Raw genomic sequence first — 22,679 nt, forward strand, 5'->3', positions numbered from 1 at the left:
CAAACAATCATAGTGGAGGTTACAACAATGGAAGGAACAATTTTTTCCCTTATTCCTGCAATATTAATGCTCGTATTGGTATTAGTAACGAGAAATGTATTATTATCTTTAGGAACTGGGATTGTAGCAGGAGCACTTCTCATTCATGATTTTTCAATATGGGATTCCCTAAAGGAAATAGGAATTATTATTTATACTATATTTATATCGGAAGGCTCGCTAAATACAGGTAACCTTCTGTTATTAGGATTTTTACTTTTATTAGGAATAATGACAGCTTTTCTCCAAGCTTCAGGTGGGAGTCGAGCCTTCGGTGAATGGATGATCAAACGTGTAAAAACAAGAGTCGGTGCGCAAGCAATGAGTGCGGTGCTAGGTATTATCATTTTTATTGATGATTATTTTAACAGCTTGGCTGTAGGGCAAATAGCAAGACCCTTAACAGATCGACATAAGATTTCACGAGCAAAGCTAGCCTATATTATTGATTCAACTTCGGCACCAGTTACGGTAATATCACCGATATCGAGCTGGGGAGCATATATCATTGGTATTATCAGTGGCTTATTTGTAGCAAATGGCATCACAGATATAGGACCTTTAGAGGCGTTTATTAAAATGATCCCATATAATTTATATGCATTAGGAGCCATACTACTTGTGTTTTTAGTAGCCTACTTAAAGATGGATATTGGCCCGATGAAAGCACATGAGCAAAGGGCAATTCAGACAGGAGAATTACTAAATCCTAAGCAGGATAGAGTACCGGGAGATTTAACCGATACGTTTGCAGCACATACAGATGGGAAAATCTATCATCTTCTTGTCCCAATTGGTGTTTTGATTCTTGCTACTGTGGTATCCATGCTTGTTACAGGTGCAAATGCAAGCGATGGTAATGTTAGCATTATATCCATTTTTGCAAATACGAATGTTAATCTATCGCTATTTATTGGTGGTACAATCGCTGTTTTAACATCATTTGTTTTTCATGGATTACAAAGGAAACCGAAAAGCAACGCAGGAAAAATTATTGTAGAAGGTTTGAAAACAATGCTTCCTGCTATTTATATACTATTATTGGCCTGGACAATTGGTTCAGTGATAGGAACATTAAAAACAGGGGAGTATTTAGCACAAATTGTAGATAATGCTTCGATTAGTCCGGCATGGTTACCGTTGTTATTCTTCTTGATTGCAGGATTTATGGCCTTAGCTACAGGCACATCCTGGGGGACATTCGGTATCATGCTTCCGATCGCAGCTGAGGTGACAGTAATTACAGATATTTCTATGTTATTACCTTCTATGGCTGCAGTGCTTGCTGGTTCTGTTTTTGGTGATCATTGTACACCAATATCGGATACGACAATTCTATCTTCAACGGGTGCTGGTGCAAATCATATTGATCATGTCTTGACTCAATTGCCATATGCGATTTTGGCAGCTGTTTCAGCTGGAATTGGCTATCTTATAATTGGTTTCACCAATCAAGTCGTATTTCCTTTAATTGCTACACTTGTTATCGTCTTAGCTATTGCATTAATCCTGCACTTTTTATCGAACACAAAGTCATAATACGAGATCGGTGTTATGCTACGAATGATTATGTATCGGGCATGTAACATACAGTAAAATCGCCGGTTTAGAATAGAGACCAATAGGTTATACTCTTACGGTGCTTACAATAGAAAACTTCGCTTGTTGTAGTCAGTTTATCTTATAACATGGCGATGGTATTCTGTGGAAATAAAAACTTTAAGCTAAAATCCAAGCTGTCGGGAATTTTTTCTCGGCAGTATTTTTATATAGTAGAAAAAATATTGTCCAACTTTTAAAGCTACGAAATGAAGTCTTTGTTCTGTGTGGAGGGAATGTAGCTAGAAGCTTTGTACAAATACCCGAAGAATCTCTAGTGTTACGATGAGGAATCGAGTATTTTTTCTTCTGGAGAAGTAACGAATAACCTAATCTAAAAGCCTATAATAATTGTTTAAAAATATCTAATAACTATATATGCTGTTTTTTTGTTAATTAAAATTAGAAATATCTTGAAATTCAAATAATTCTTTGACATAGTATAAAAGTACCGTTATAATACAAACAGAAATATCTGAAAAAATAAAACTTTAAAAACATTCCTTAAACCAACTATTTTGGTAAGGAAGAGGGGGAGGTATTGTAATGGAAACTCGTTCACAATGGGGGACAAGAGCAGGGTTTATTATGGCTGCTGTGGGTTCAGCGGTTGGACTAGGAAATATTTGGCGTTTTCCAGCTGTCGCTTATGAGAATGGTGGAGGAGCCTTTTTTATCCCTTATCTGTTCGCACTACTAACCGCCGGTATTCCTATTTTGATTATGGAATTTACGATGGGACATAAATATCGTGGTTCTGCACCGCTTACGTATAAGCGAATAAATAAAAAGACAGAATTTATTGGCTGGTGGGCAGTGCTCGTATCGTTTGTTATCTCTACGTACTATTCTGTTATTATTGCCTGGGCAATATCCTATTCTGTTTTCTCAATTAATTTAAGCTGGGGAGCAGATACGGAAGGGTTTTTAATGAATGACTTTTTACATCGTACCGTAGAACCAGGACAAATAGGAAGTCTTGTACCAGGTGTACTTATTCCATTAATTATCGTTTGGGTTGTAGTTCTAGGTATTTTATTTAAAGGAGTTAAGAGAGGAATAGAAATTGCAAACCGCATCTTTATTCCCGCTTTAGTTATTATTTTCCTTATTATTGTTATTCGAGCAATTACATTAGACGGAGCTATGGACGGATTGCAAACATTTTTTTCTCCAGACTTCAGTAAAATATTAGATGGAGAAGTATGGGTGGCAGCATATGGGCAAATATTTTTTAGTTTATCGATTGCCTTCGCTATTATGATCACATATTCAAGCTACTTACCTAAGAAATCGGATATTACCAACAATGCCTTTATTACAGGATTTGGTAATTCAAGCTTTGAGTTACTAGCTGGTATTGGGGTGTTTTCTGCTCTTGGATTTATGGCAGCTCAATCCGGTGTAGGGGTAGAGGAAGTAGTCTCAGGAGGAGTTGGTCTTGCCTTCGTAGTTTTTCCGGCGATAATTAATGAATTCCCAGGACTGAATGGATTATTTGGCTTTTTGTTTTTCGCTTCATTGGTACTTGCTGGATTAACTTCATTGATGTCAATTACAGAGACATATGTTGCTGGTTTAACAGATAAATTCAAAATATCCAGATCAAAGGCAGTTTTATTTGGAGGTGGAATAGCCGCAATTATTTCACTTTTATTTGCGACTCAAGGTGGTCTGTTCTTCTTGGATGCAGCTGACTACTTTATTAATCAATTTGGAGTAGCGCTTATAGGACTTGTTGAAGTAGTGCTTATTGCATGGATTCTTCGTAAAGTAAAGGATCTAAAAACACATGCCAATGCTATTTCTGATATTCGCCTAGGTTGGTGGTGGTCGCTAAGTCTAAATGTTATTACACCTCTAGTATTGGGGTATATGATGTTCGATTTATTCCGACTAAACCTAATGAAGCAATTTGACACAGAAACTGGAAATTATGAAGGATATGCAGATATATTTATCGTATTTGGAGGTTGGTTTGTTGCAGCAGCAGCCCTTATTATCGGTATTGTCATGGCTGCTACTAAGTGGAGGTCCGAAGCTAAAGGTGTTAGTGAGCATTCAGAGGAGAGGGAGGCCAAATAACTATGACTGGCAGTGTCATTTTAGTGATGATTCTTAGTATGGTAATTATTTGGGGAGGATTAGCTGCAAGTGTTATGTATGCTGTGAAGAAATCAAAAGAAGTAAAATAAGAAGTGACCTTTTTATCGAATTTGTAGCAGAAAGACTTCCCTTCTCTAGTTGCTATAGCTAGGTGAAGGGAAGCCTTTTCGATTCTAACAGACCTTTGAACGCTTCAATTTATTATTTATTTTCTATCCAGTCTAGGCGAAGAAGTCATATAAGTTTAAATTGACTATCTTGTTAATCTTTTTGTTTCGCAATTCGTTCCCATTTACGTAAATAAGGGTATGGATCAAAGGACCATTCGCTTTTGCCGTTATCTTTGTACATACCATAATGTAAATGTGGAGGGAATTTTCCAGATGTTCCCGGCGGTCCATAACCTGTCGAACCAACACTCCCCAGTATATCTCCAGGCTTAACAACTTGACCAACCTTAATATCATCATCGTAACCGTTCATATGTCCATAATAATGATAAATATTATAAATATCACGAATACCGATTCTCCATCCTCCATAGAGATTCCAGCCCATCATTTCTATAACACCATATGTTGTTGATTTTACAGGTGTTCCATAATTTGCAAAAATATCGGTACCTTCATGAATTCGTAATCCGCCAAATCCTCTTCGGTCACCCCATGTGCTTCTATAACTATAATTGTGAGCTATAGAAACAGGAAAATCCCTATCCGTTAAATTAATATCTTGAAATTCCTTAAACACCTTTGCAGTGTTCATTATCGTCTGTACGGATAAATCCCGCTTATAATAATTCCATAATGCAATCTTTATATCATCCTTCGTTTGACCGTATTCAAGTAAATAATTTGCCATCGTATGAAGAATATCTTCCGAATTTCTCGGATCGGCTTTTTGATCACCATCGCCATCTTTACCCTTTCCATTGAAAAAGACGATTAATCGTTCATCCTTGATCATAGAAGAATTTCCTAATCCATACCATAATTCAGGTGGCACCTCAATAGAGATAACTTTCTCATCATCTGAATCCTGTTTTTTGTTGCGCTCGTAATTATCAATTGCTGCGAAATAGTACCAAGGAATTTGACTTAAAGCTTCTGTTTTTTTGAATAATGCCATTCTTTTATCATAAATCGTTTTCTCTTCTGCATGTGCAAATGTATGCGGAAAAATCGAAAATAGAATTATGATCATGAAAAAAAAACGTTTTGCATACAAAATGTTTCACCCTTACCTTACACGCATATTTTCTTTACTTAATAACGTTACAAGTAGCTGATGTTCTGTATTTTTTGTCAAAGTAGTTCTGATTATACAATAAAATAAAAGGGACTAATTGGAATTCCAATCAGTTCCTTTCTGTTTTTGATTACATACCTTTATTACTACCTTGAGGTGATTTTTTCATTTCTTTAATAATGCTCTGAATTGTATTATCATAATCACCTTCTGTTGTACTTAGATTATGCAAACTGTGGATATCATTAATTAAACTTGTATTGTCCGAGACATATACTTTAAAGTATCTAGGCATAACTGACATTGCCGTACGCTTTGCCATATCCGCTGTTCTATCCTGATCATAACGGCCAGATTTTTGGTAAGCAATTAACACTTCTTCGTCCGTTACAAGTGTTGCGACTTCATCGAAAGCATCACCACGCAACATAATTCGCGTAATCATATTCGCCATTTCAGTACGGTCAATACTTACGGAATGATTTTTTTCTGTATTATTTTCCATTTGTTCTTTCGTATAACGCACATAGCCAAGTTTATCATCAGCACCATCTTCTGCCGGAGCTCGTAACTCTTGATTGGGATCTAATTCATTCCGTATTTGGTCTCTTTCATCAATAGCATTGTTATTATTTGCACAACCAGTAATGAGTAGCAAAGAAGTCAGGCCGATTGGTATAAGTGTTCTTGTTTTCATTGCTATCCTCCATTCAAAATATCTTTTCATCATTAGTTTGCAATTTGAGTTGAAAATCATACTATTTTATTTCTGGAGGGTTTTTCGAAAAGATGATAAACTGTAGACACGATATATGGGGGGATTTATATGATAGAGTTGCAAGGGAAAAAATACGAGCTTGTGGAAAATCATAAAAATGGATTTAGTGAGGATATGTTAAAAGAACGGTACTCAGATATATTAGCTAAGTATGATTTTATTGTTGGTGACTGGGGTTATGACCAGTTAAGATTAAAAGGCTTTTATGCAGATCAAAACCAAAAAGCACCTGTTGACAATAAGATAAGTGCCTTAGATGACTATTTATATGAATACTGTAATTTTGGATGTGCTTATTTTGTCCTTCAAAAAATTGCTACATAAAAAAGCAGTAGCTCGATGTTGCTACTACTCTTTTCCAAAATCGCCATCAGGATTATTATGTGGGTCATGTGAGCCATCAGCCTGTCTAGGTAAGTCCTTATGACGTTCTCTATCAGGGTAAACAAAAGCACTATCCCGTCGTTGTCCTTTTTCCCAAGGAGTCGATTTACCTTCCACTAGAGCATATTCATTCATTGGAGAACCAAAAGATCCTTCTGGGAATTCCTCAGGAATTAACTTGTCGTGCATACTTTCCACATTAGTAAAGTTTGAATATGTCTTCTTTTTTTCTTTTGCCATCAACTAAACACATCCTTTTCACACAAAATACCAACAACTAATGTAAAGGTGTTGGTATTAGTTTTGACTATATAGTGAGTTGTATGGGTAGAAAATAAAGGCAGTTCGTATGAAATGATGCTAGGGATTAAAGCTCACAACGTTTATAGCCTCTGTATTTTTTTTCAAGCATTTTTCCTAATCGAAAAATTGCATCCTCATTTCCTGATTTACTTATTATTTGAACAGCAATTGGCATATTATTTTCATCATTTCCTACCGGTACGGTCAATGCAGGTAATCCCCAAACATTTGCATAGGCTACATAAGGCATGTAAGTGAGAAATGTTCGCCGCATGGAGAATATTTGTCGATAGACTTTTCCATGCTTTAATGCTCCCGTATGATAAATTGGAAAAATGAGTAGCCTATTTTGTAAATACGCTCCCAGAATCTTGTCTCCCTGTAAAATCGTCTCTTCCATCTCTCGAATGCGGCTAATCGATGGTTTAAAAAGCTTTGCTCCAAAAATTGCTTTCGACAGATACGGATGAATCTTAGAGCGTTGCGTTAGTTTTTCTTTAAGAAAAGATTTCAAGAGAAAAGACCTGTCATTGTTAAATGCAGCTTTTTCAATTAATTCACTGCCATTACTTGAGAGCATTTCTTGCCATAATGTAGCGCAGTTATGATACATTGGAGGAATGCGTCGAAAAGTAGAAAACGATCTTGTTAGTACTTTTTCAATATCGTCTAACAGTCTTTTCGTTACTTCATTTAATGGTTGTTCCATATTACTAGGTAAAATTTCTATCTTAAAATTCTTTAGAGAGCAATCATCTATTTCATTTTCGGAGATGCTTGAATAGATAAGTTCCATATCCCGAACGGATTTACCCATTGGTCCAATGCTTAACATTCTATTTTGGATATCATTTGTAACAGCTGGAAAATGCCCATGAGCTGAAACCTGTTTAAAACCGGGCTTAAAACCAATAACGCCATTGAAGTGACTGGGAAATCGAATGGAACCACCAATGTCAGAGCCAATTCCTGCAAGAGCACCTCCTGCTGCTAACAGGGCTCCTTCACCTCCACTTGAGCCTCCACAGGTCCTATTGATATCCCAAGGATTGTTGGTACGACCATATAGTCGATTATCTGTTTCCTGACAAAAACATAAGGCAGGTGTATTTGTCTTACTTAAGATAATCATTCCAGCTTCCTGTAATTTCGATATAACTACTGCGTCTTTTCTAGAAATTAAGTCTTTTCTATGTTCTAGTCCACCAGTCGTTTTCATACCTTTGACATGAATGGATTCTTTTACACTTATTGGGACACCAAATAGAGGGGATAATGGCTCATTATTTTTTAAAAACATATCCAGCTCTTTTGCTTGTTGTAGCGCTTCAACGTACCGATTTTCTACTACTGCATTAATAATCGGATTTATTTGTTTTTGTTTTTCTATATAAACACTAACGATTTCTAACACTGAAAACTGTCTTTCTTTAATAGCATGGGATATAGCTGTAACATCTAAATTAAGTATATCTTCCTTGTTGGAAGAGATCACAGTTCCCATCATCCTTCATTCTCCTCGTATTTAAATTATGCATGAAATTTGCTGTAATTAAAGAACTTCATGTAGGAAGTTCCGAATTTCATCAGCTTCCATAGCTGTCTCATGGAAGATATGCTCTATCTTTCCTGGATCGTTTAAATCCTCTTTTCCTACTACTGTAAATCGATTTTTACGCAAATTGATAATGGTGGTTTTGCTTGGATCATCATCATTCTTTAAAAAAGCAAAATCATAACGCTGTAACTTTCCCATGAAACTTATATAACGCACTTCTTTTGTAACAGTTTCATCTTTAATTAATTCATACTTACTTCCCATCATATCCCTCTTTTCCGAATATTGACATTTTCCTTAACTATATCATGTTTTGCTCAATAATCCTATAATATATGGTATGATAAGATTGTAATTCATAATGGGGGGGTTGTTACATGTATTTTGTAGATAGGAGTAAGATTCAGCAGACGCTTCAATACATGGACCAGGTCATCAATGTATTGAAAATGAACGCTCCAGAAACGTTAATCGATAAATTAAGTTTGGAAAGAGCTGTACATATAGTAATAGAATGTACATTAGATGTTGGAAATATGATGATCGATGGATTTATTATGCGTGATCCAGGTAGTTATAACGATATTATCGATATTTTGTTAGATGAACAGGTTCTTCCTAAAGATGAGGAAACTGCTTATAAAGAATTAATACAGCTAAGAAAAGTGTTGGTAACCGACTATACAAACATCGACCATAACAAGTTAATACATACGATTCAAGCTAATTATCATGTATATAAACAATTTTCAGCACATATAAGAGTGTACTTAGATAATGAACTAGGAGTAGCTAACGCTTTTTCAAATGAATCATAGGGGTGATACGTTATGAAACAAACACCTACGAAGCAAAAGCTATTGACGTTAATAAAAAAAGGACATGAAGTAACTATAACAGATATGTTGCCTTTTTTTACGATTTCGGAAATTGCTGTTCGAAAGCATATACAATCTCTAGTGCGGGATGGATTTATCAAGAAAAATAGTATAAAGCAGAAACTAGGAAGACCATATTTTACTTATGAGCTTACAGAGAAGGGGCATGGATTATTCCCAAATCAAAACGAAAAACTGCCATTAGAGCTGCTTCAGGATCTTGAGTATCTTCAAGGTAAGAGAGCGGTTGATGATTTACTTTGGCAAAGAATGCTGCGGGAACGGAATCAGCTAGAGGATTTCGTAGGTGACAGTGACTTTGATGGTAAGGTTAAAGAAATGGCTAAGTTTCAAGATGGAAATGGATATATGGTAGAATTGAAAAAGGTAGATGTAGGACACTATGAAATGAAAAATTATCATTGTCCGATTTCTGCGTTATCCTCTAAATATACACAAGTATGTCAAAATGAAAAAGCAATGTATCAAGACATCTTTTCTACCTGTGAAGTTATTTCACATACATGTATTACTGATGGAAAACCTTATTGTATGTGGACAATAAAGCAGTTGGAAGAAAGGTGAAGGACTATATCTTTCTCCTGCAGTTGAATAAAGAAGACGTTGTCTGAGTGAGCAAGGTCGCTTGGACTTTTTAGTTTAGAAAGAAGGAATATTCATGAAACATGCGTATAAAGGCTATTTAATTGATTTAGACGGTACGATGTATCGAGGAAATGAACCAATTGAAGCGGCTGCAGAATTTATTGCTACATTAAAAACGAATAACATTCCACATGTGTTCGTAACTAATAACTCTTCAAAAACACAAGAAGATGTATCTACGAAATTAAATAAAATGGGGATTACTGCAACTGCACAGCAGATAGTGACAACGAGTATAGCTACAGCAAAGTTTATTCAAGCAAGAAAGAAACAAGCAAGATGTTATGTTATAGGAGAAGATGGATTACATCAAGCTATAGAAGAGCAAGGACTGACTATTACAGATCAGGATTGTGATTTTGTAGTTGTTGGCATTGACCGGAACATTTCATATGATAAGCTAGCAAAAGCTTGTTTGGCTGTCAGGGATGGCGCTACTTTTATTTCTACGAACGGCGATGTAGCGATTCCCAGTGAAAGAGGATTATTACCTGGGAATGGATCACTGACATCTGTAATTACAGTTAGTACTGGAGTAGCGCCAACCTTTATTGGTAAGCCAGAATCCATTATTATGGAGGAAGCCCTAACTGTGTTAGGAGTGAAAAAGGATGAAGCGTTAATGGTTGGCGATAATTATGCTACAGACATACGAGCTGGCATAGGTGCAGGGATGGATACATTGATGGTTTTTACTGGTGTTACTCCTATTAAGGAGTACCCAAACCTTGAAATCCAGCCGACCTATTATGTGCATAGTTTACATGAATGGCTTCAACATATTTAAGTAAACAGAGAGTAGAAGAACCAATGGTATATCTACTCTCTGTTTACTATATAAGACTTCGATATCTTCGTCTTTTATTCTCTTCTTGTATGCTAAAAGTGATGGCTTAATCTAGATTTTTTCTAATATAAGAAGAACTGCTTGACAGTCTAAGTTAAAAGTATGGTTTGAAGTTTCACTTTATCTAGTAACTTTCTTCATCAGTGGAATGTGCTAAGCGACTAGATGCCGCAGCTGCAATTGCACCTACAATATCATCCAAAAACGTATGACACTCTCCTGAGGATTTATCATTTAATTTTTGTAATATGCCAGGCTTTTGTTTATCAATGTACCCGTAATTTGTAAAGCCGATTGAGCCATATACATTGACGATTGATAATGCAATGATTTCGTCTACACCATACAAACTTTCGTCAACCTCAATGGTTTTTTGTAGCGGCTGCTCTAGCTGTTTCTTTTCTGTTAATACATCTAATTGAATACCTGTCAGGATGGCATTTTGTACTTCTCTTTTTGTTAGAACACGATCAACATTATGTCTGCAAACTTCTATTGTTAAATCATCATGGTACTTAGACTGTAGATAATAAACGAGTTCTGCTATATCATCAATCGTCACTCCACGTTCAGTAAGCCATTGTCTAGCTTTAACTTCTAATTCACTCTGATTTGTCTCTTGACCCATCATGTAACTTCCTCTCTTTTTATAGTTTTAAGTAAAGAAGGTAACTTTTCAACATACAATTAGTATAAATGCCCAGAGGAGGGATCTACTTGTCTTATGAAAAGTGGCTTTATGAAAATTACAACATTCAACCAGAAGAAAAAAGATGGATTGACGGCAAAGAATGCTTTAAATCTGGAGAATATGTTTATTTTACCATTTCTATTGATAACAATGAAATTATTTATATGGAACAGGCGGTTGTAGCTTATTATTTAGCGGAAGACTACTATACACATATGGCAATTCCAATATCAAATAATCAAGGAGAATGGTTTACAGTTTTTCAGGATACGCAGCTTATGGTTGTTCAAGGCAAACTTTCATATAGAGAGATTACTCTATCTGATGGAAAATTACTAGCCGAATTTCATCAGATTGGTAATGCTTATGGATATGAACCAAAGGCTATTTCCAGCTATGGACAATGGAAGGAATTATGGATCGATAAAGTGAACACATTAGAGAATCATCTTGAGCAGAGAGCACGTGAAACCCCTTCAGCATATTACCGTCTAGTAATGGATGTACTTCCTTATTTCATCGGTATAAGTGAAAATGCAATTCAATATATTCGTGAAAGTGAACAGGAACAGCGATTTTATGAAGTAGATCAGGGAACGATTGCTTTTCGAAGATATACAAATCAACTGATAAAGCCCATTATGTGGCCAATGGAATTAGTTTATGATCACCCATCGAGAGATATTTCTGAATTTTTAAGACAGCACATCTTAAACAAAGATCCAGGTGCAATTTCTTCCAATTTTTTAAATGATTATCAAGCGATCAGACCATTATCTGTGTTTAGCTGGCGTTTAATATATGCAAGGTTACTTTTTCCTATTCATATTTTTGATTTTTTGGAATGGAATTTAACATCTGAAAATGACGATGCACTCGAGCAATTCAAGCAATTACTTCAAACACAATCAGAATATGAAGAAAAGCTCGGGAAATTTTATAATCAAGTAGAGGTGGATTGTGATCTTCTGCAAATTCCTGTGGTACACTGGCTATAGAATGATGAACATAATTACGTATGGAGGTCATACCGTTGAAGAAACCATTGATTTATATTACACGGAAAATACCAGAAGAATTAATCGCCCCTTATACTAATAGCTTCCGTATAAAATTTTGGGAAAAAGAGAATGACCCAGTACCAGAAAATGTGTTGTTGCGAGAAATAAAAGAGGCAGAGGGATTAATTTGCATGTTAAGCGAACAGATTAATCAGCAGTTGCTAGATGCAGCTCCTCATTTAAAGGTAATTGCGAATTTAGCGGTAGGTTTCGATAATATTGATATGGAAGCAGCAAAGGCTAGAAATATTGCTGTAACTAACACACCAGATGTGCTGACCGAAACAACTGCTGATTTAGGGTTTGCCCTGTTAATGGCCACTGCAAGAAGGCTTATGGAGGCAAATGATTATATACGGAAAGATAAGTGGGACAACTGGGGGCCGTATTTATTGGCGGGATCCGATATTCACCATAAGACAATTGGGATTGTAGGTATGGGAAGAATTGGGCAAGCAATTGCAAGGAGAGCCAAGGGATTTGAAATGGAAGTTTTATACCATAACCGTTCTAGAAATGTTGAAGCGGAAGAACAGCTAAATGCCACTTATACAGATTTCGATACGTTGCTTCACCATTCAGATTTTGTGGTATCTGTTGTGCCTTTAACTGGTGAAACGGAGCAATTATTTAATAAGACTACCTTTCATAAAATGAAAGATACTGGTATTTTTATTAATATTTCTAGAGGTGCAGTAGTAGATGAAACAGCGTTAGAGAATGCTTTAGTAACTGGAGAAATAAAGGCAGCTGGATTGGATGTCTTTGTAGAGGAGCCTATTCATGCTGATCATCCATTAATGCAGTTGAAGAATGTTGTTGCACTTCCACATATTGGTTCGGCGAGTACAGAAACACGAACTGCTATGTGGAAATTGTGTTTGGATAATACGCTTTCTGTATTAACAGGCGGTCAGCCGAAGACGCCTGTTTGGTAAAATAGATAGGAACAAAAGCGCAAGCGCTCGATTAGAAATGTAGCGACTGGAGCGAGTCGTGAAGTCATCTAGTTCTGGGCGCTGGAACTGGACGCGGCTCAATATTTCCTAGACAAAAATAAAGAAGGCATCCTTGTCGTTGGAGGCCTTCTTTGTATAGGATAAAATATAATTATTAGCTATGTTATCGATTTAGTTTGTTTTAAAATACTTGCTCTATTTCTGTTACTCCAGGTACTTCGGCCATTAAGGCGCGTTCAATCCCAGCCTTTAATGTAATGGTAGAACTCGGGCAATTCCCGCATGCACCCATCAGACGAAGAAGCACAATGCCGTTTTCATCTACATCGATTAACTCCACATCGCCACCATCACGTAGCAAGAATGGACGTAATTTATTTAATACTTCTTGTACTTGGTCTCGCATTATCCATCTTCTCCTTTCTTCTATCTATTATAGAACGGATTCTTCAAAAAATCTATGGCATAATTGAAACTGATAATCATTTTTATTTTATCTTTAGATAAACATTTTGTAAAATAAAAGATATCGTATAAAGGAGGCTAGATGGGATGAAGCAAATAAAGATAACGGTATATGGGGCAGAACAGATTTGTGCGAGCTGTGTTGGCGCACCAGGCTCTAGGGATACTTATGAATGGCTACAAGCTGCTATTGGTCGGAAATATATAGATGATCACCTAAAATATGAATACATAGATATTGATCAACCTCCAAATGTGGAAAAGCATCAGGCATTTATTGAAAAGATAGTGCGTGATGATTTATTCTATCCCATTGTCATGATCAATGACGAAATGGTTGCTGAAGGTATACCGCGGTTAAAAACAGTTTATCATGCATTGGATAAACATAACATTCCATTACAGAATAAATAGAAACGAGGAAACGAACATGAAAATCCCTTTTACGAAGATGCATGGACTTGGAAATAGCTATATATATATTGATTTATTCCAGCATAAATTAGAGGAAGCAATGCTGCCAGCGTTAGCGCAAAGCGTATCTAATATGAACACAGGAATAGGGTCTGATGGTATCATTTTAATTCATCCCAGTGAAAGAGCGGCACTAGGTATGCGGATATTTAATAAGGATGGTTCAGAAGGGCAGAGTTGTGGTAATGGATTAAGGTGTACTGCGAAGTATGCCTATGAACATGGAATTGTTGATGTCACTCAATTTCAAATAGAAACGAAAGCTAATATTGTAGAGGCAGAGGTTCAAATACAGAATAATAATGTGCAGCTTGTAACAATTAACATGGGGAAGCCACAGCTTAACCGAGCGGACATTCCAATGATAGGCAGTGAAACAGAAAAAGTAGTAGCAGAACAATTTAAAATAATGGATCAGCAGCTTAAAGTAACAGCGGTATCTATGGGCAACCCGCATGCTGTTTTTGTTGTTGACAATATTGATGATGCCCCTTTAGTAGAATTAGGACCATCAATTGAAAAGGACAAACGGTTCCCACAGGGGATAAATGTAGAATTTATTGAGGTGCTTACTCCTACTGAAATAAATTTTTGTGTATGGGAGAGAGGGTCTGGTATTACACAGGCTTGTGGTACTGGTGCTTGTGCGGCAGTAGTTGCAGCCGCGTTGAATGATTTGGTTAACCGTAATGAACAAATAACTGTTCATTTACCAGGCGGCGATTTGTTTATTAAATGGGATGATCAGGGCTATGTCTGGATGACTGGAGGAGCAGAAGTTATAGCTACAGGAGATTATTACTATGACGATTGAGTATCATCAGTTGAATCCTATTCAAGGACTTTGTATACTTAAAGAAGATAAGCAATCATCTTAAAGGGAGGTCCATGAGATGGCTATTAATATTACCGATCATGCTAGTAAGCAGATTCAAAATATGATGAAAGAAGAGTCTGATGGTGCCTATTTGCGCTTTGGTGTAAAAGGTGGCGGATGTAGTGGGTTATCCTATTCACTAGGTTTTGAATACGAAATAAATGAAGAGTTAGATACAACGAAAGAAATTAATGGAATACCAGTTGTTCTCAATAATCAGGATATTCCTATAATTGAAGGAACAACGATTGATTTCAAACAAAATATGATGGGTGGCGGATTTAGTATTGATAACCCGAACGCTATCGTATCTTGTGGTTGTGGATCATCTTTTAGAACAAAAGATAAGGCAGGCGCGCCTGGCGATTGTTAGAAAAATAGCTGAAGCAATAAGTTGCTTCAGCTATTATTTATATCTATCTATAGTTAGTATCTTAAAACATGCTAGTTGAGTGTTTTGGTTGAATTCTGGCTTTCGGATCAATATATTGTTTTGCATTATTTATAGCCGTAGGACCTTCGCCAAATCCAGTTGCAATGAGTTTCACTTTTCCAACGTATGTGCAAATATCTCCAGCAGCATAAATCCCTGGTATATTGGTTTCCATTTTTGAATTTACTACGATACTATTCTTTTCAATTTCGAGTCCCCAGTCTTTAATTGGTCCTAGTGTAGAAACAAATCCATAATTGCATAAAACGGCATCGACATCCAATGTGATTTCTCGGTCACCTTTTACTTCTTCCAAAACGACTTGTTCAATACGCTCATTTGCAACGATATTTGATGGTACAAACGGTGTTAGGATTTCTACGTTCGATGCATAAAGCTTTTCCACACTGTGTTCATGGGCTCGGAATTTATCACGACGATGCACAAGAGTTACCTTTTCGGCAATCGGTTCTAGCATAAGCGCCCAATCAACAGCTGAGTCTCCACCTCCAAGTAAGACAACACGTTGATCCTTATATTGGTTCATATCTTTAACATGGTAATGGAGATTAATGTTTTCAAATTTATCGCATTGATCTATGTCTAAACGTCGAGGCTGAAAAGCTCCGTTTCCTGCTGTAATAATGATCGTCTTTGTATAATGTACTTCCTTTTTATTGGATGTTAATTTGAACGTTCCATCTTCAAGCCTTTCTACATTTTCGATTGCCTGTTCTAAAACAATTTCTGGATCGAATAAGTTTGCTTGTTCCTCTAAGTTATCTACTAATTCCTGTGCTCTAACCTTAGGGAAACCAGCAACATCATATATATATTTCTCTGGATATAGAGCAGTTAATTGCCCGCCAGTGTGTGGTAAACTTTCAATTATTTTAACACTTGCCTGACGCATACCGCCATAGAAGGCTGTGAATAAACCTACGGGACCTGCGCCGATGATAGTAACATCATAGACTTCTTTGGTCACAATAATTCCCTCCACTTCCGATAAAATTTAGTATACCATTGTTTATAGTACCATAAATTCCCCTTAGTAGAACATGAAAGCACTCTGTAACTTACTATTAAGAAAAATTTAATAATTGGGGAAACAAAAGAAAGGGTTGAAATGTAGATAGAAAAAGGCTACTATTATCAAGGATGTTTATTACGATTATGTGACAACGACATTATAAATCTATTAATTTTTCTATCCACTTGGTAAAGTAGCCAAGTTTTTTCTAATGACTATTAAGTGAAATATGTCACAAACGTACAAAATAGTAAAAAAATGGAAGTGATTAGAATGAAAAAACCGAATATAGTAATTCTAGGTGCTGGCTACGGTGGCATGATGACTACAGTTAAATTACAAAAGACATTAGGAGTAAATGAGGCAAATATAACACTTGTGAATATAAATGATTATCATTACCAAACCACTTGGCTTCATGAAAACGCAGCAGGAACCTTACATCATGATCGAACTCGTATACAGATTAAAGATGTAATAAATATGAGTAAGGTGAAATTTGTTAAAGATAAAGTTATTTCTATTAAGCCAGATGAAAAGAAAGTTAAACTGGAAAATGGCCAATTAGATTATGACGTATTGGTAATCGGGCTTGGATTTGAAGCAGCAACCTTTGGTATTCCTGGCTTAGAAGAACATGCGTTTACAATTGGAAACATTAATAGTGCTCGCCTTATTCGCGAACATATGGAATATAATTTTGCTTTGTATCACAACGAATCAGAAAAAAACCCCGCACGATTAAATATTGTTGTAGGCGGTGGTGGGTTTACTGGAGTTGAATTTCTAGGTGAGCTTGCAAATCGTATTCCTGAGCTTTGCGAAGAATATGATATTGATAAAAATTTAGTACGAATAATTAATATTGAAGGATCACCTACTATTTTGCCTGGGTTTGATCCACAATTAGTAGAATATGCGATGAATTCATTAGAATCACGCGGAGTTGAATTTGTTACTGGAGCAATGCTTAAAGAATGCACAGCTACTAGTGTTGTTTATGAAAAAAATGGTGAAATAACGGAAATTCCAACACTAACAACGGTATGGGCAGCTGGTGTAAAAGCAAACGCTCTTGTTGAGAAGTCCGGTTTTGAAAATAATCGAGGCAAAGTGGCAGTAGAAAAGGATATGCGAGCGCCAGACTATGATAATGTATTTGTAATTGGCGATTGTGCACTTATTATGAATGAACAAACGGGGAGACCTTATCCACCAACAGCACAAATTGCTATTCAACAATCAGCCGTAGTTGCCCATAATGTAAAAGCGTATATTCAAGGCGGAGAAATGGAGCACTTTGAACCGGAAATACTAGGTACAGTAGCTTCTCTAGGCCATAATGATGCGATAGGGGTTATATTTAACGATCAAAAATTGTTTGGCTGGAAAGCAACTGTGATGAAAAAGATAATTGATAATCGGTACTTATTGAAATTAGGTGGACTAAGTTTATTAATGAAAAAAGGAAAGTTTAACATTTTTTATTAAGTGTGGATGTAGCAAGGACAGTGCCACTGTCTTTGCTTTTTTTCTAAATTCATTTAAAATGGAAAAGGGAAAAGAAATTGTTTATACATAATAATGTCTAACTGCTTGTTAGGTGAGTAAAGTTGCGAAGGGAGCCACCTGTTTTGATTCAATTAGTAGTGTCGATTATATTATATTTTGTCATCTTTTTTGGTATTGCATTTATATTGAATATGTTATTACGAAGAACATGGTTGATGGCATTTTTATATCCATTTGTCGTATTAATTATTGTAGATAATATGTCTACAATGGAGTATTTAAAGGCACCAGGATCTGCATTTTCAGAAGCTTTTTCCAGGCTAATGCAAATCACTCCAGTTGATATTGCCATATTAGTAGCAGGATTTGCAGGTACAATTGTGTCTGGAATCATTATTAAGTTATTAAGAAAAAGTGGATATCAAATGTTTTAAAAGCTTTATTTATAACAAAGAAAAAGAGATAAGTGGATTTATGATCAGTAAATCCGGACTATAATCCGAGTATATTTATTTTCGGAAAGTAGTTCGGATTGTTTTTTTGAAAGGAATAATTCTCTAGTTACTATACATGCATAACTGGTATTAAGATTTTAGTTCGTTTATAAATAAACAAACATTACGATTATAAATTTAAAGTTTTCATATTTATCTAAAAAATTTTATGTGGTTTTGTATATTTTTTGATTAATTGGAAATGCTGAACTGGTAGGAAAAAGGAAACCTTTGTTGGGAGTTTTGTCCATATCAACTATCTGTCCTGAGTCAGGGAAGAGCTTGATTTACTGGAACTTTCTATAGACTGTACAAAGGTTCACTACCAGAGAGGTGTTATTTATGAATGTCAAAAGTTTTATTCGTAGAACAAGTTTAGTAATCTTAGCAATCGTAGCGTTTCTTACTACTATTTCGTCCATAACCAATGTATCTTTTGCAGAAGTAGAGGTGTGGTCCAAGCTGAAATCACCTGCTGTTCATATGATTAAGGAAGCAAAGGCGTCTGATTCTTCCCTTAGGCATACGGTATTACAAGGGAAATCATTGAATCATCTAAAGGAGAAGAAGCGCTATATTTCTAGTGAGGAAATTGAAGGTGCAGAGTCATTAGCTGATGTAATTAATTTTGAACAGTATCCAAGCGCAAATGTTGTTGCAACAGGATATACTGCTGGAATTGAGTCAACAGGAAAGACACCAGATCATCCGGAATATGGGATTACTTATTCTGGGGTCAAGGTAAAAAGAGATTTGTACTCTACGATAGCAGCAGATCTTAATGTATATCCTATCGGCACTATCTTATTTATTCCTGATTATGGATTTGGAGTTGTTGCTGATAAGGGCAGTGCTATTAATGGGAATAAAATTGACCTTTATTATAATACGGTCGAGGACGTATACAGTCAGTGGGGGAAAAAGAAACTTGATGTATACGTGATTGAAAAAGGTAATGGTAAGCTTTCGGAAAAGAAATTGGATGAATTAAATGAGAATCAAGCTTTACAAGTATTTAGGCAGGAAATAACGGATAGTTAAAAAAGTATAATTAGTTAAAATAGGTCAACAGAAGTTTATGTATTTTATCAGCTAATAGTGCTTTTCCAATAAATAGTTTAAAAGCAAAAAAGCCGAACAGATTCGAAGAGTTCTGATGGTACCGCTCCCTGAAGTTAGAGTAATCTAATTTCAAGAGATCAGTACCAAATATTTCGAATGATAGTTCGGCTTTTGCTTAAACTAAAATACTATTGCTCCAGCATGAATTAATTTAGCAATGCATTTAAAATGAATGCAATCGCTACACCTGTTAATCCGCCAAAAAATACTTCGATCGGCTGATGACCTAATAATTCCTTTAGTTCTTGGCGTTTTTCAAATTGCTTTTTATTTGTCCAATCTTTTGCTCCATCAATAAATAGCTGGAAATCTTTAATTAATTGATTTAACACGATGGCTTGCTCCCCGGCCTGTCTTCTAACACCAGTAGCATCAAACATGATGATCACACTAAATACACATGAGATAGCAAACATGGTAGAGGAAACTCCTTCTACAATACCTACACCTGTTGTTAATGCAGCTACAGCAGCTGAATGACTGCTTGGCATTCCTCCAGTACTAAAAGCTAAATCCGGTTTAAATTCTCTTGTAACGATAAGCGAAATGGGAATTTTAACAACTTGAGCAAAAATTATTGCAGTTAGAGCAGCAAACAATGGGTAATTATGAAATAATTCCATGGTCGTCTAAACATCCTTTCTAAAGGAAAGTTTATCCCTTGTTAGATGACAATATGCATGGTATCTAATGCTATATTATCACATGAATGGCTAGTAATCAGGCGCACCAAAGAATTATTTTATAAATTTAGTATTTATCCAATTTTGGCTTGGCGAACTGCTGGAATACGTGTTGCAATTCTGACCATAAATAAAGCAGTTAAACCAGCAAAGGCGATATCCTTAATCAAGAATGGAATCATCGAAGCCCAAGCTAATGGATAAGTTATAGGAGCCGCTAACCACGTATTTAAGGCGACATACATATATGATACACCTATACCGTAATTAATGATGGTTCCAACGAGTGCAGCAAGTAAGTAATAAAAAAGAGAGCTTTCTTTCCGTTTATCGACCATCCATCCAGTAAAATAGGCTACAAAAATAAAAGATATGATAAATCCACCAGTTGGAGTTAATAATGCTGTAGGTCCCGCTGACAATCCAGCAAATACGGGAACACCAGCAAATCCGACAAGTATATACACTAGAACAGAAAGAGTTCCTAGCTTTCTACCTAACATTAATCCGGCTAATATGGCGAAGAATGTCTGTAAGGATAAAGGCACGCTTGTCCCGCCGATTGGAACTGCCAGCATAGGAAACCAAACCGTAATATTTGCACCTATAGCCATTAAAACAACAAATACGGCTCCATATGTAAGATCAATTGTTCGTAATCCTTTCATAATCTCATCCTCTCTGTATATGATAGTAATTGGAGAATGGGTTTTTGTCAACCTCGTTTTTTTTGGGTTAACAAAAATTGTGGCTGTTAAATGCTAGATAAACTATTTCTATGTTAGATAATTTCTTTAAGGAAGAAAAGTAGAGAGGGGAATAAAAGAGGTGGGTGTAGGCTCCCACCTTCTATGTTATGCTATTTAATCGCTGTCTCTAATGCAATTTCCATCATGTCATTGAAGGTTGTTTGTCTTTCTTCGGAGGTCGTCTCTTCACCAGTTAATATATGATCAGAAACTGTAAGAACGGAAAGAGCTTGGCGATCATACTTTGCTGCTAAGGTATATAATGCAGTTGTTTCCATCTCAATTGCAAGCACTTTATAAGCAGCAAGCTTTTCATTGATTTCTTTTGCGTTATCACGGTAGAACGTGTCACTTGTAAAGACATTACCTACTCGCAAGTTTAATCCTTTTTCTATTCCAGCATCATATGCATTTTTTAATAAATGGAAGTCAGCAAGTGGAGCGTAGTCTATACCACCGAAGGTCATGCGATTCATTTGTGAATCAGTGGTAGATCCTTGAGCAAGAATAACATCTCTAACCTTGACATCTTTTTGTATTGCTCCACAAGTACCTACGCGGATTAGTTTGTTTACATCATAGCTCTGGATTAATTCATTCACATATATAGAGATGGAAGGAACTCCCATTCCGGTTCCTTGAACCGATACCCTTTCTCCTTTATATGTTCCTGTAAATCCATACATACCGCGAACGCTATTATATTGTGTTGGATGTTCTAAAAAAGTTTCTGCGATATATTTGGCACGAAGGGGATCACCTGGTAATAATATTTTGTCAGCAATTTCTCCTTGCTTTGCACCTATATGTACACTCATGTTAATTCCTCCTAGTATAAATGGAATACTTTCAAAATAACGTTATCATAAGCTATTAGGAAAGACAAATAGTTCTATAATTCATCCTTTCTGACAAATAATAGGTATAAACTATCGTATCATGATTGAAAATAGAAGCAGAAGTTGTTAAATCTTTGTCGATACATAAAAAACTGTAGCTTATCTGTTTCAAAAATGCTTATTATTGTATATAATATTATTAGTTCAGTTTTTCACTTAATAACATATGAAAAACCAATGTACTGTATGTACATAAAAAGATAATATCTTTGGAAGGATGAATGAGGATGAAAGAACAAAATTTTACAATTACAGCGGATACAGGAGTTCACGCACGTCCAGCTACACTTCTGGTAAATAAAGCAGGTCAGTTCGAGTCAGAAGTAGAAATCTCATACAATGAGAAGACAGTAAATCTAAAATCAATAATGGGTGTTATGTCCTTAGGAATTCCTAAAGGTGCAGAGATTAAAATTACCACTACAGGAACTGATGAGGAAGAAGCGCTTAAGGGTGTAGAGGAAGTAATTAAAGAGCATTTAGGTGAATAATAATTTAAAGTTATTTGTTAAATGTCCTTTATCATAAGGCTGAGACAAAAGAATGAAGAAACAATAAAAAACGAACGATAATTAATTGAAATTAATTATCGTTTGTTTTTTGATTAGAATCATTCATTTAGCACCTAAAATAAGCGAGACTCCGGTGGGAACAGCACGAGTCCGAAAATCCACTTGGTAACGTGTTTTTCTTTACCAAGTTAGCTGAGGCCGTGCCCGCGAAAAGCGCGTATATTTTCACGGTGCGGCGATGATGCTCTTATTGATAATATGATTATTCGTATTTTGGGTAAAGAAGTTGTGTTTTGTCCCAGCCTTTTT

27 protein-coding genes are annotated in these 22,679 nt (G+C 35.9%); 16 read left to right on the forward strand and 11 right to left on the reverse strand.

The features are described 5' to 3' along the window. The first annotated feature begins 27 nt into the window (after window positions 1-27). From Q1A47_RS00910 to Q1A47_RS00920, 3 genes are all read left to right on the forward strand, one after another. Window positions 28-1,578 (forward strand): Na+/H+ antiporter NhaC family protein, encoded by a 1,551-nt coding sequence (locus tag Q1A47_RS00910; protein ID WP_166529781.1) that lies wholly within the window; start codon window positions 28-30, stop codon window positions 1,576-1,578. A 606-nt stretch (window positions 1,579-2,184) separates the two neighbouring features. Then, window positions 2,185-3,723 (forward strand): sodium-dependent transporter, encoded by a 1,539-nt coding sequence (locus Q1A47_RS00915; protein WP_026681553.1) that lies wholly within the window; start codon window positions 2,185-2,187, stop codon window positions 3,721-3,723. A gap of 2 nt (window positions 3,724-3,725) precedes the next feature. Further along, window positions 3,726-3,833: a methionine/alanine import family NSS transporter small subunit gene (locus Q1A47_RS00920; RefSeq protein ID WP_121605573.1), complete on the forward strand. Its 108-nt coding sequence runs from the start codon at window positions 3,726-3,728 to the stop codon at window positions 3,831-3,833. A 172-nt stretch (window positions 3,834-4,005) separates the two neighbouring features. Here Q1A47_RS00920 and Q1A47_RS00925 read toward each other — a convergent pair whose 3' ends face one another. Both Q1A47_RS00925 and Q1A47_RS00930 read right to left on the reverse strand, forming a co-directional pair. Further along, on the reverse strand, window positions 4,006-4,947 hold the full coding sequence (locus Q1A47_RS00925; RefSeq protein WP_034679153.1) for a M23 family metallopeptidase: 942 nt from the start codon (window positions 4,945-4,947) through the stop codon (window positions 4,006-4,008). A gap of 175 nt (window positions 4,948-5,122) precedes the next feature. Beyond that, window positions 5,123-5,689: a YhcN/YlaJ family sporulation lipoprotein gene (locus Q1A47_RS00930; protein WP_026681551.1), complete on the reverse strand. Its 567-nt coding sequence runs from the start codon at window positions 5,687-5,689 to the stop codon at window positions 5,123-5,125. 129 nt (window positions 5,690-5,818) lie between these two features. Between Q1A47_RS00930 and Q1A47_RS00935 the strand changes: the two genes are divergently transcribed. After that, the gene (locus Q1A47_RS00935; RefSeq protein WP_026681550.1) at window positions 5,819-6,094 is read left to right on the forward strand and encodes a YutD family protein; all 276 of its coding nucleotides are present in this window, start codon (window positions 5,819-5,821) and stop codon (window positions 6,092-6,094) included. A 24-nt stretch (window positions 6,095-6,118) separates the two neighbouring features. On the opposite strand, the gene Q1A47_RS00940 is transcribed toward Q1A47_RS00935, so the two are convergent. The 3 genes from Q1A47_RS00940 to Q1A47_RS00950 form a co-directional block, all read right to left on the reverse strand. Continuing rightward, complete coding sequence (locus Q1A47_RS00940) at window positions 6,119-6,394, reverse strand: hypothetical protein (RefSeq protein WP_026681549.1); 276 nt, start codon at window positions 6,392-6,394, stop codon at window positions 6,119-6,121. A 127-nt stretch (window positions 6,395-6,521) separates the two neighbouring features. Further along, window positions 6,522-7,964, reverse strand: coding sequence for an amidase (locus Q1A47_RS00945; protein WP_226983534.1), 1,443 nt, complete (start codon window positions 7,962-7,964; stop codon window positions 6,522-6,524). Between the two features lie 45 nt (window positions 7,965-8,009). Beyond that, window positions 8,010-8,279, reverse strand: a complete 270-nt coding sequence (locus Q1A47_RS00950) for an SAV0927 family protein (protein WP_026681547.1) — start codon at window positions 8,277-8,279, stop codon at window positions 8,010-8,012. 113 nt (window positions 8,280-8,392) lie between these two features. On the opposite strand from Q1A47_RS00950, the gene Q1A47_RS00955 reads away from it, so the two are divergent. From Q1A47_RS00955 to Q1A47_RS00965, 3 genes are all read left to right on the forward strand, one after another. Then, on the forward strand, window positions 8,393-8,833 hold the full coding sequence (locus Q1A47_RS00955; RefSeq protein ID WP_026681546.1) for a DUF86 domain-containing protein: 441 nt from the start codon (window positions 8,393-8,395) through the stop codon (window positions 8,831-8,833). Between the two features lie 12 nt (window positions 8,834-8,845). Next, window positions 8,846-9,478 (forward strand): metalloregulator ArsR/SmtB family transcription factor, encoded by a 633-nt coding sequence (locus Q1A47_RS00960; protein WP_051388330.1) that lies wholly within the window; start codon window positions 8,846-8,848, stop codon window positions 9,476-9,478. Window positions 9,479-9,572: 94 nt separating this feature from the next. Then, entirely contained in the window at window positions 9,573-10,346 is a 774-nt protein-coding gene (locus Q1A47_RS00965; RefSeq protein ID WP_026681545.1) for a TIGR01457 family HAD-type hydrolase, read from the forward strand. Window positions 10,347-10,530: 184 nt separating this feature from the next. Here Q1A47_RS00965 and Q1A47_RS00970 read toward each other — a convergent pair whose 3' ends face one another. After that, window positions 10,531-11,034, reverse strand: a complete 504-nt coding sequence (locus Q1A47_RS00970) for a phosphatidylglycerophosphatase A (protein ID WP_026681544.1) — start codon at window positions 11,032-11,034, stop codon at window positions 10,531-10,533. Window positions 11,035-11,123: 89 nt separating this feature from the next. On the opposite strand from Q1A47_RS00970, the gene Q1A47_RS00975 reads away from it, so the two are divergent. Continuing rightward, window positions 11,124-12,095, forward strand: a complete 972-nt coding sequence (locus Q1A47_RS00975; RefSeq protein WP_026681543.1) for a hypothetical protein — start codon at window positions 11,124-11,126, stop codon at window positions 12,093-12,095. Window positions 12,096-12,130: 35 nt separating this feature from the next. Then, entirely contained in the window at window positions 12,131-13,096 is a 966-nt protein-coding gene (locus tag Q1A47_RS00980; RefSeq protein WP_026681542.1) for a D-glycerate dehydrogenase, read from the forward strand. A 202-nt stretch (window positions 13,097-13,298) separates the two neighbouring features. Here Q1A47_RS00980 and Q1A47_RS00985 read toward each other — a convergent pair whose 3' ends face one another. Beyond that, window positions 13,299-13,523 carry a NifU family protein gene (locus tag Q1A47_RS00985; protein WP_026681541.1) on the reverse strand — a complete coding sequence of 75 codons (225 nt, stop codon included), beginning with the start codon at window positions 13,521-13,523 and terminating at the stop codon, window positions 13,299-13,301. A 146-nt stretch (window positions 13,524-13,669) separates the two neighbouring features. On the opposite strand from Q1A47_RS00985, the gene Q1A47_RS00990 reads away from it, so the two are divergent. The 3 genes from Q1A47_RS00990 to Q1A47_RS01000 all read left to right on the forward strand — a co-directional run bounded on the left by Q1A47_RS00990 (window position 13,670) and on the right by Q1A47_RS01000 (window position 15,306). Then, window positions 13,670-13,996 (forward strand): YuzD family protein, encoded by a 327-nt coding sequence (locus Q1A47_RS00990; protein WP_026681540.1) that lies wholly within the window; start codon window positions 13,670-13,672, stop codon window positions 13,994-13,996. A 16-nt stretch (window positions 13,997-14,012) separates the two neighbouring features. Then, the gene (gene dapF / locus Q1A47_RS00995; RefSeq protein WP_026681539.1) at window positions 14,013-14,870 is read left to right on the forward strand and encodes a diaminopimelate epimerase; all 858 of its coding nucleotides are present in this window, start codon (window positions 14,013-14,015) and stop codon (window positions 14,868-14,870) included. A 79-nt stretch (window positions 14,871-14,949) separates the two neighbouring features. Beyond that, window positions 14,950-15,306, forward strand: coding sequence for an iron-sulfur cluster assembly accessory protein (locus Q1A47_RS01000; protein WP_026681538.1), 357 nt, complete (start codon window positions 14,950-14,952; stop codon window positions 15,304-15,306). Between the two features lie 61 nt (window positions 15,307-15,367). Here the strand turns inward: Q1A47_RS01000 and Q1A47_RS01005 are convergent, their stop codons facing one another. Continuing rightward, a complete protein-coding gene (locus Q1A47_RS01005) occupies window positions 15,368-16,354 on the reverse strand; it encodes an NAD(P)/FAD-dependent oxidoreductase (protein WP_026681537.1) in 987 nt (328 codons plus the stop codon). Between the two features lie 318 nt (window positions 16,355-16,672). Here Q1A47_RS01005 and Q1A47_RS01010 point away from each other — a divergent pair, with 318 nt between their 5' ends. The 3 genes from Q1A47_RS01010 to Q1A47_RS01020 all read left to right on the forward strand — a co-directional run bounded on the left by Q1A47_RS01010 (window position 16,673) and on the right by Q1A47_RS01020 (window position 19,446). Continuing rightward, the gene (locus tag Q1A47_RS01010; protein WP_026681536.1) at window positions 16,673-17,890 is read left to right on the forward strand and encodes an NAD(P)/FAD-dependent oxidoreductase; all 1,218 of its coding nucleotides are present in this window, start codon (window positions 16,673-16,675) and stop codon (window positions 17,888-17,890) included. Between the two features lie 143 nt (window positions 17,891-18,033). Beyond that, entirely contained in the window at window positions 18,034-18,345 is a 312-nt protein-coding gene (locus tag Q1A47_RS01015) for a YuiB family protein (protein WP_026681535.1), read from the forward strand. Between the two features lie 402 nt (window positions 18,346-18,747). Continuing rightward, a complete protein-coding gene (locus Q1A47_RS01020) occupies window positions 18,748-19,446 on the forward strand; it encodes a 3D domain-containing protein (protein ID WP_166529782.1) in 699 nt (232 codons plus the stop codon). A 227-nt stretch (window positions 19,447-19,673) separates the two neighbouring features. Here the strand turns inward: Q1A47_RS01020 and Q1A47_RS01025 are convergent, their stop codons facing one another. The 3 genes from Q1A47_RS01025 to deoD form a co-directional block, all read right to left on the reverse strand. Next, window positions 19,674-20,150 carry a divergent PAP2 family protein gene (locus Q1A47_RS01025; RefSeq protein WP_026681533.1) on the reverse strand — a complete coding sequence of 159 codons (477 nt, stop codon included), beginning with the start codon at window positions 20,148-20,150 and terminating at the stop codon, window positions 19,674-19,676. A gap of 134 nt (window positions 20,151-20,284) precedes the next feature. Further along, a complete protein-coding gene (locus Q1A47_RS01030) occupies window positions 20,285-20,878 on the reverse strand; it encodes a biotin transporter BioY (RefSeq protein ID WP_026681532.1) in 594 nt (197 codons plus the stop codon). A gap of 191 nt (window positions 20,879-21,069) precedes the next feature. After that, a complete protein-coding gene (deoD, locus tag Q1A47_RS01035) occupies window positions 21,070-21,777 on the reverse strand; it encodes a purine-nucleoside phosphorylase (RefSeq protein WP_026681531.1) in 708 nt (235 codons plus the stop codon). 308 nt (window positions 21,778-22,085) lie between these two features. Here deoD and Q1A47_RS01040 point away from each other — a divergent pair, with 308 nt between their 5' ends. Continuing rightward, the gene (locus Q1A47_RS01040; RefSeq protein ID WP_026681530.1) at window positions 22,086-22,349 is read left to right on the forward strand and encodes a phosphocarrier protein HPr; all 264 of its coding nucleotides are present in this window, start codon (window positions 22,086-22,088) and stop codon (window positions 22,347-22,349) included. Window positions 22,350-22,679: the final 330 nt, after the last annotated feature.

The sequence above is a fragment of the uncultured Virgibacillus sp. genome, from assembly GCF_947495635.1.
GTDB classification, from domain to species: Bacteria; Bacillota; Bacilli; order Bacillales; family Amphibacillaceae; genus Virgibacillus; species Virgibacillus salarius.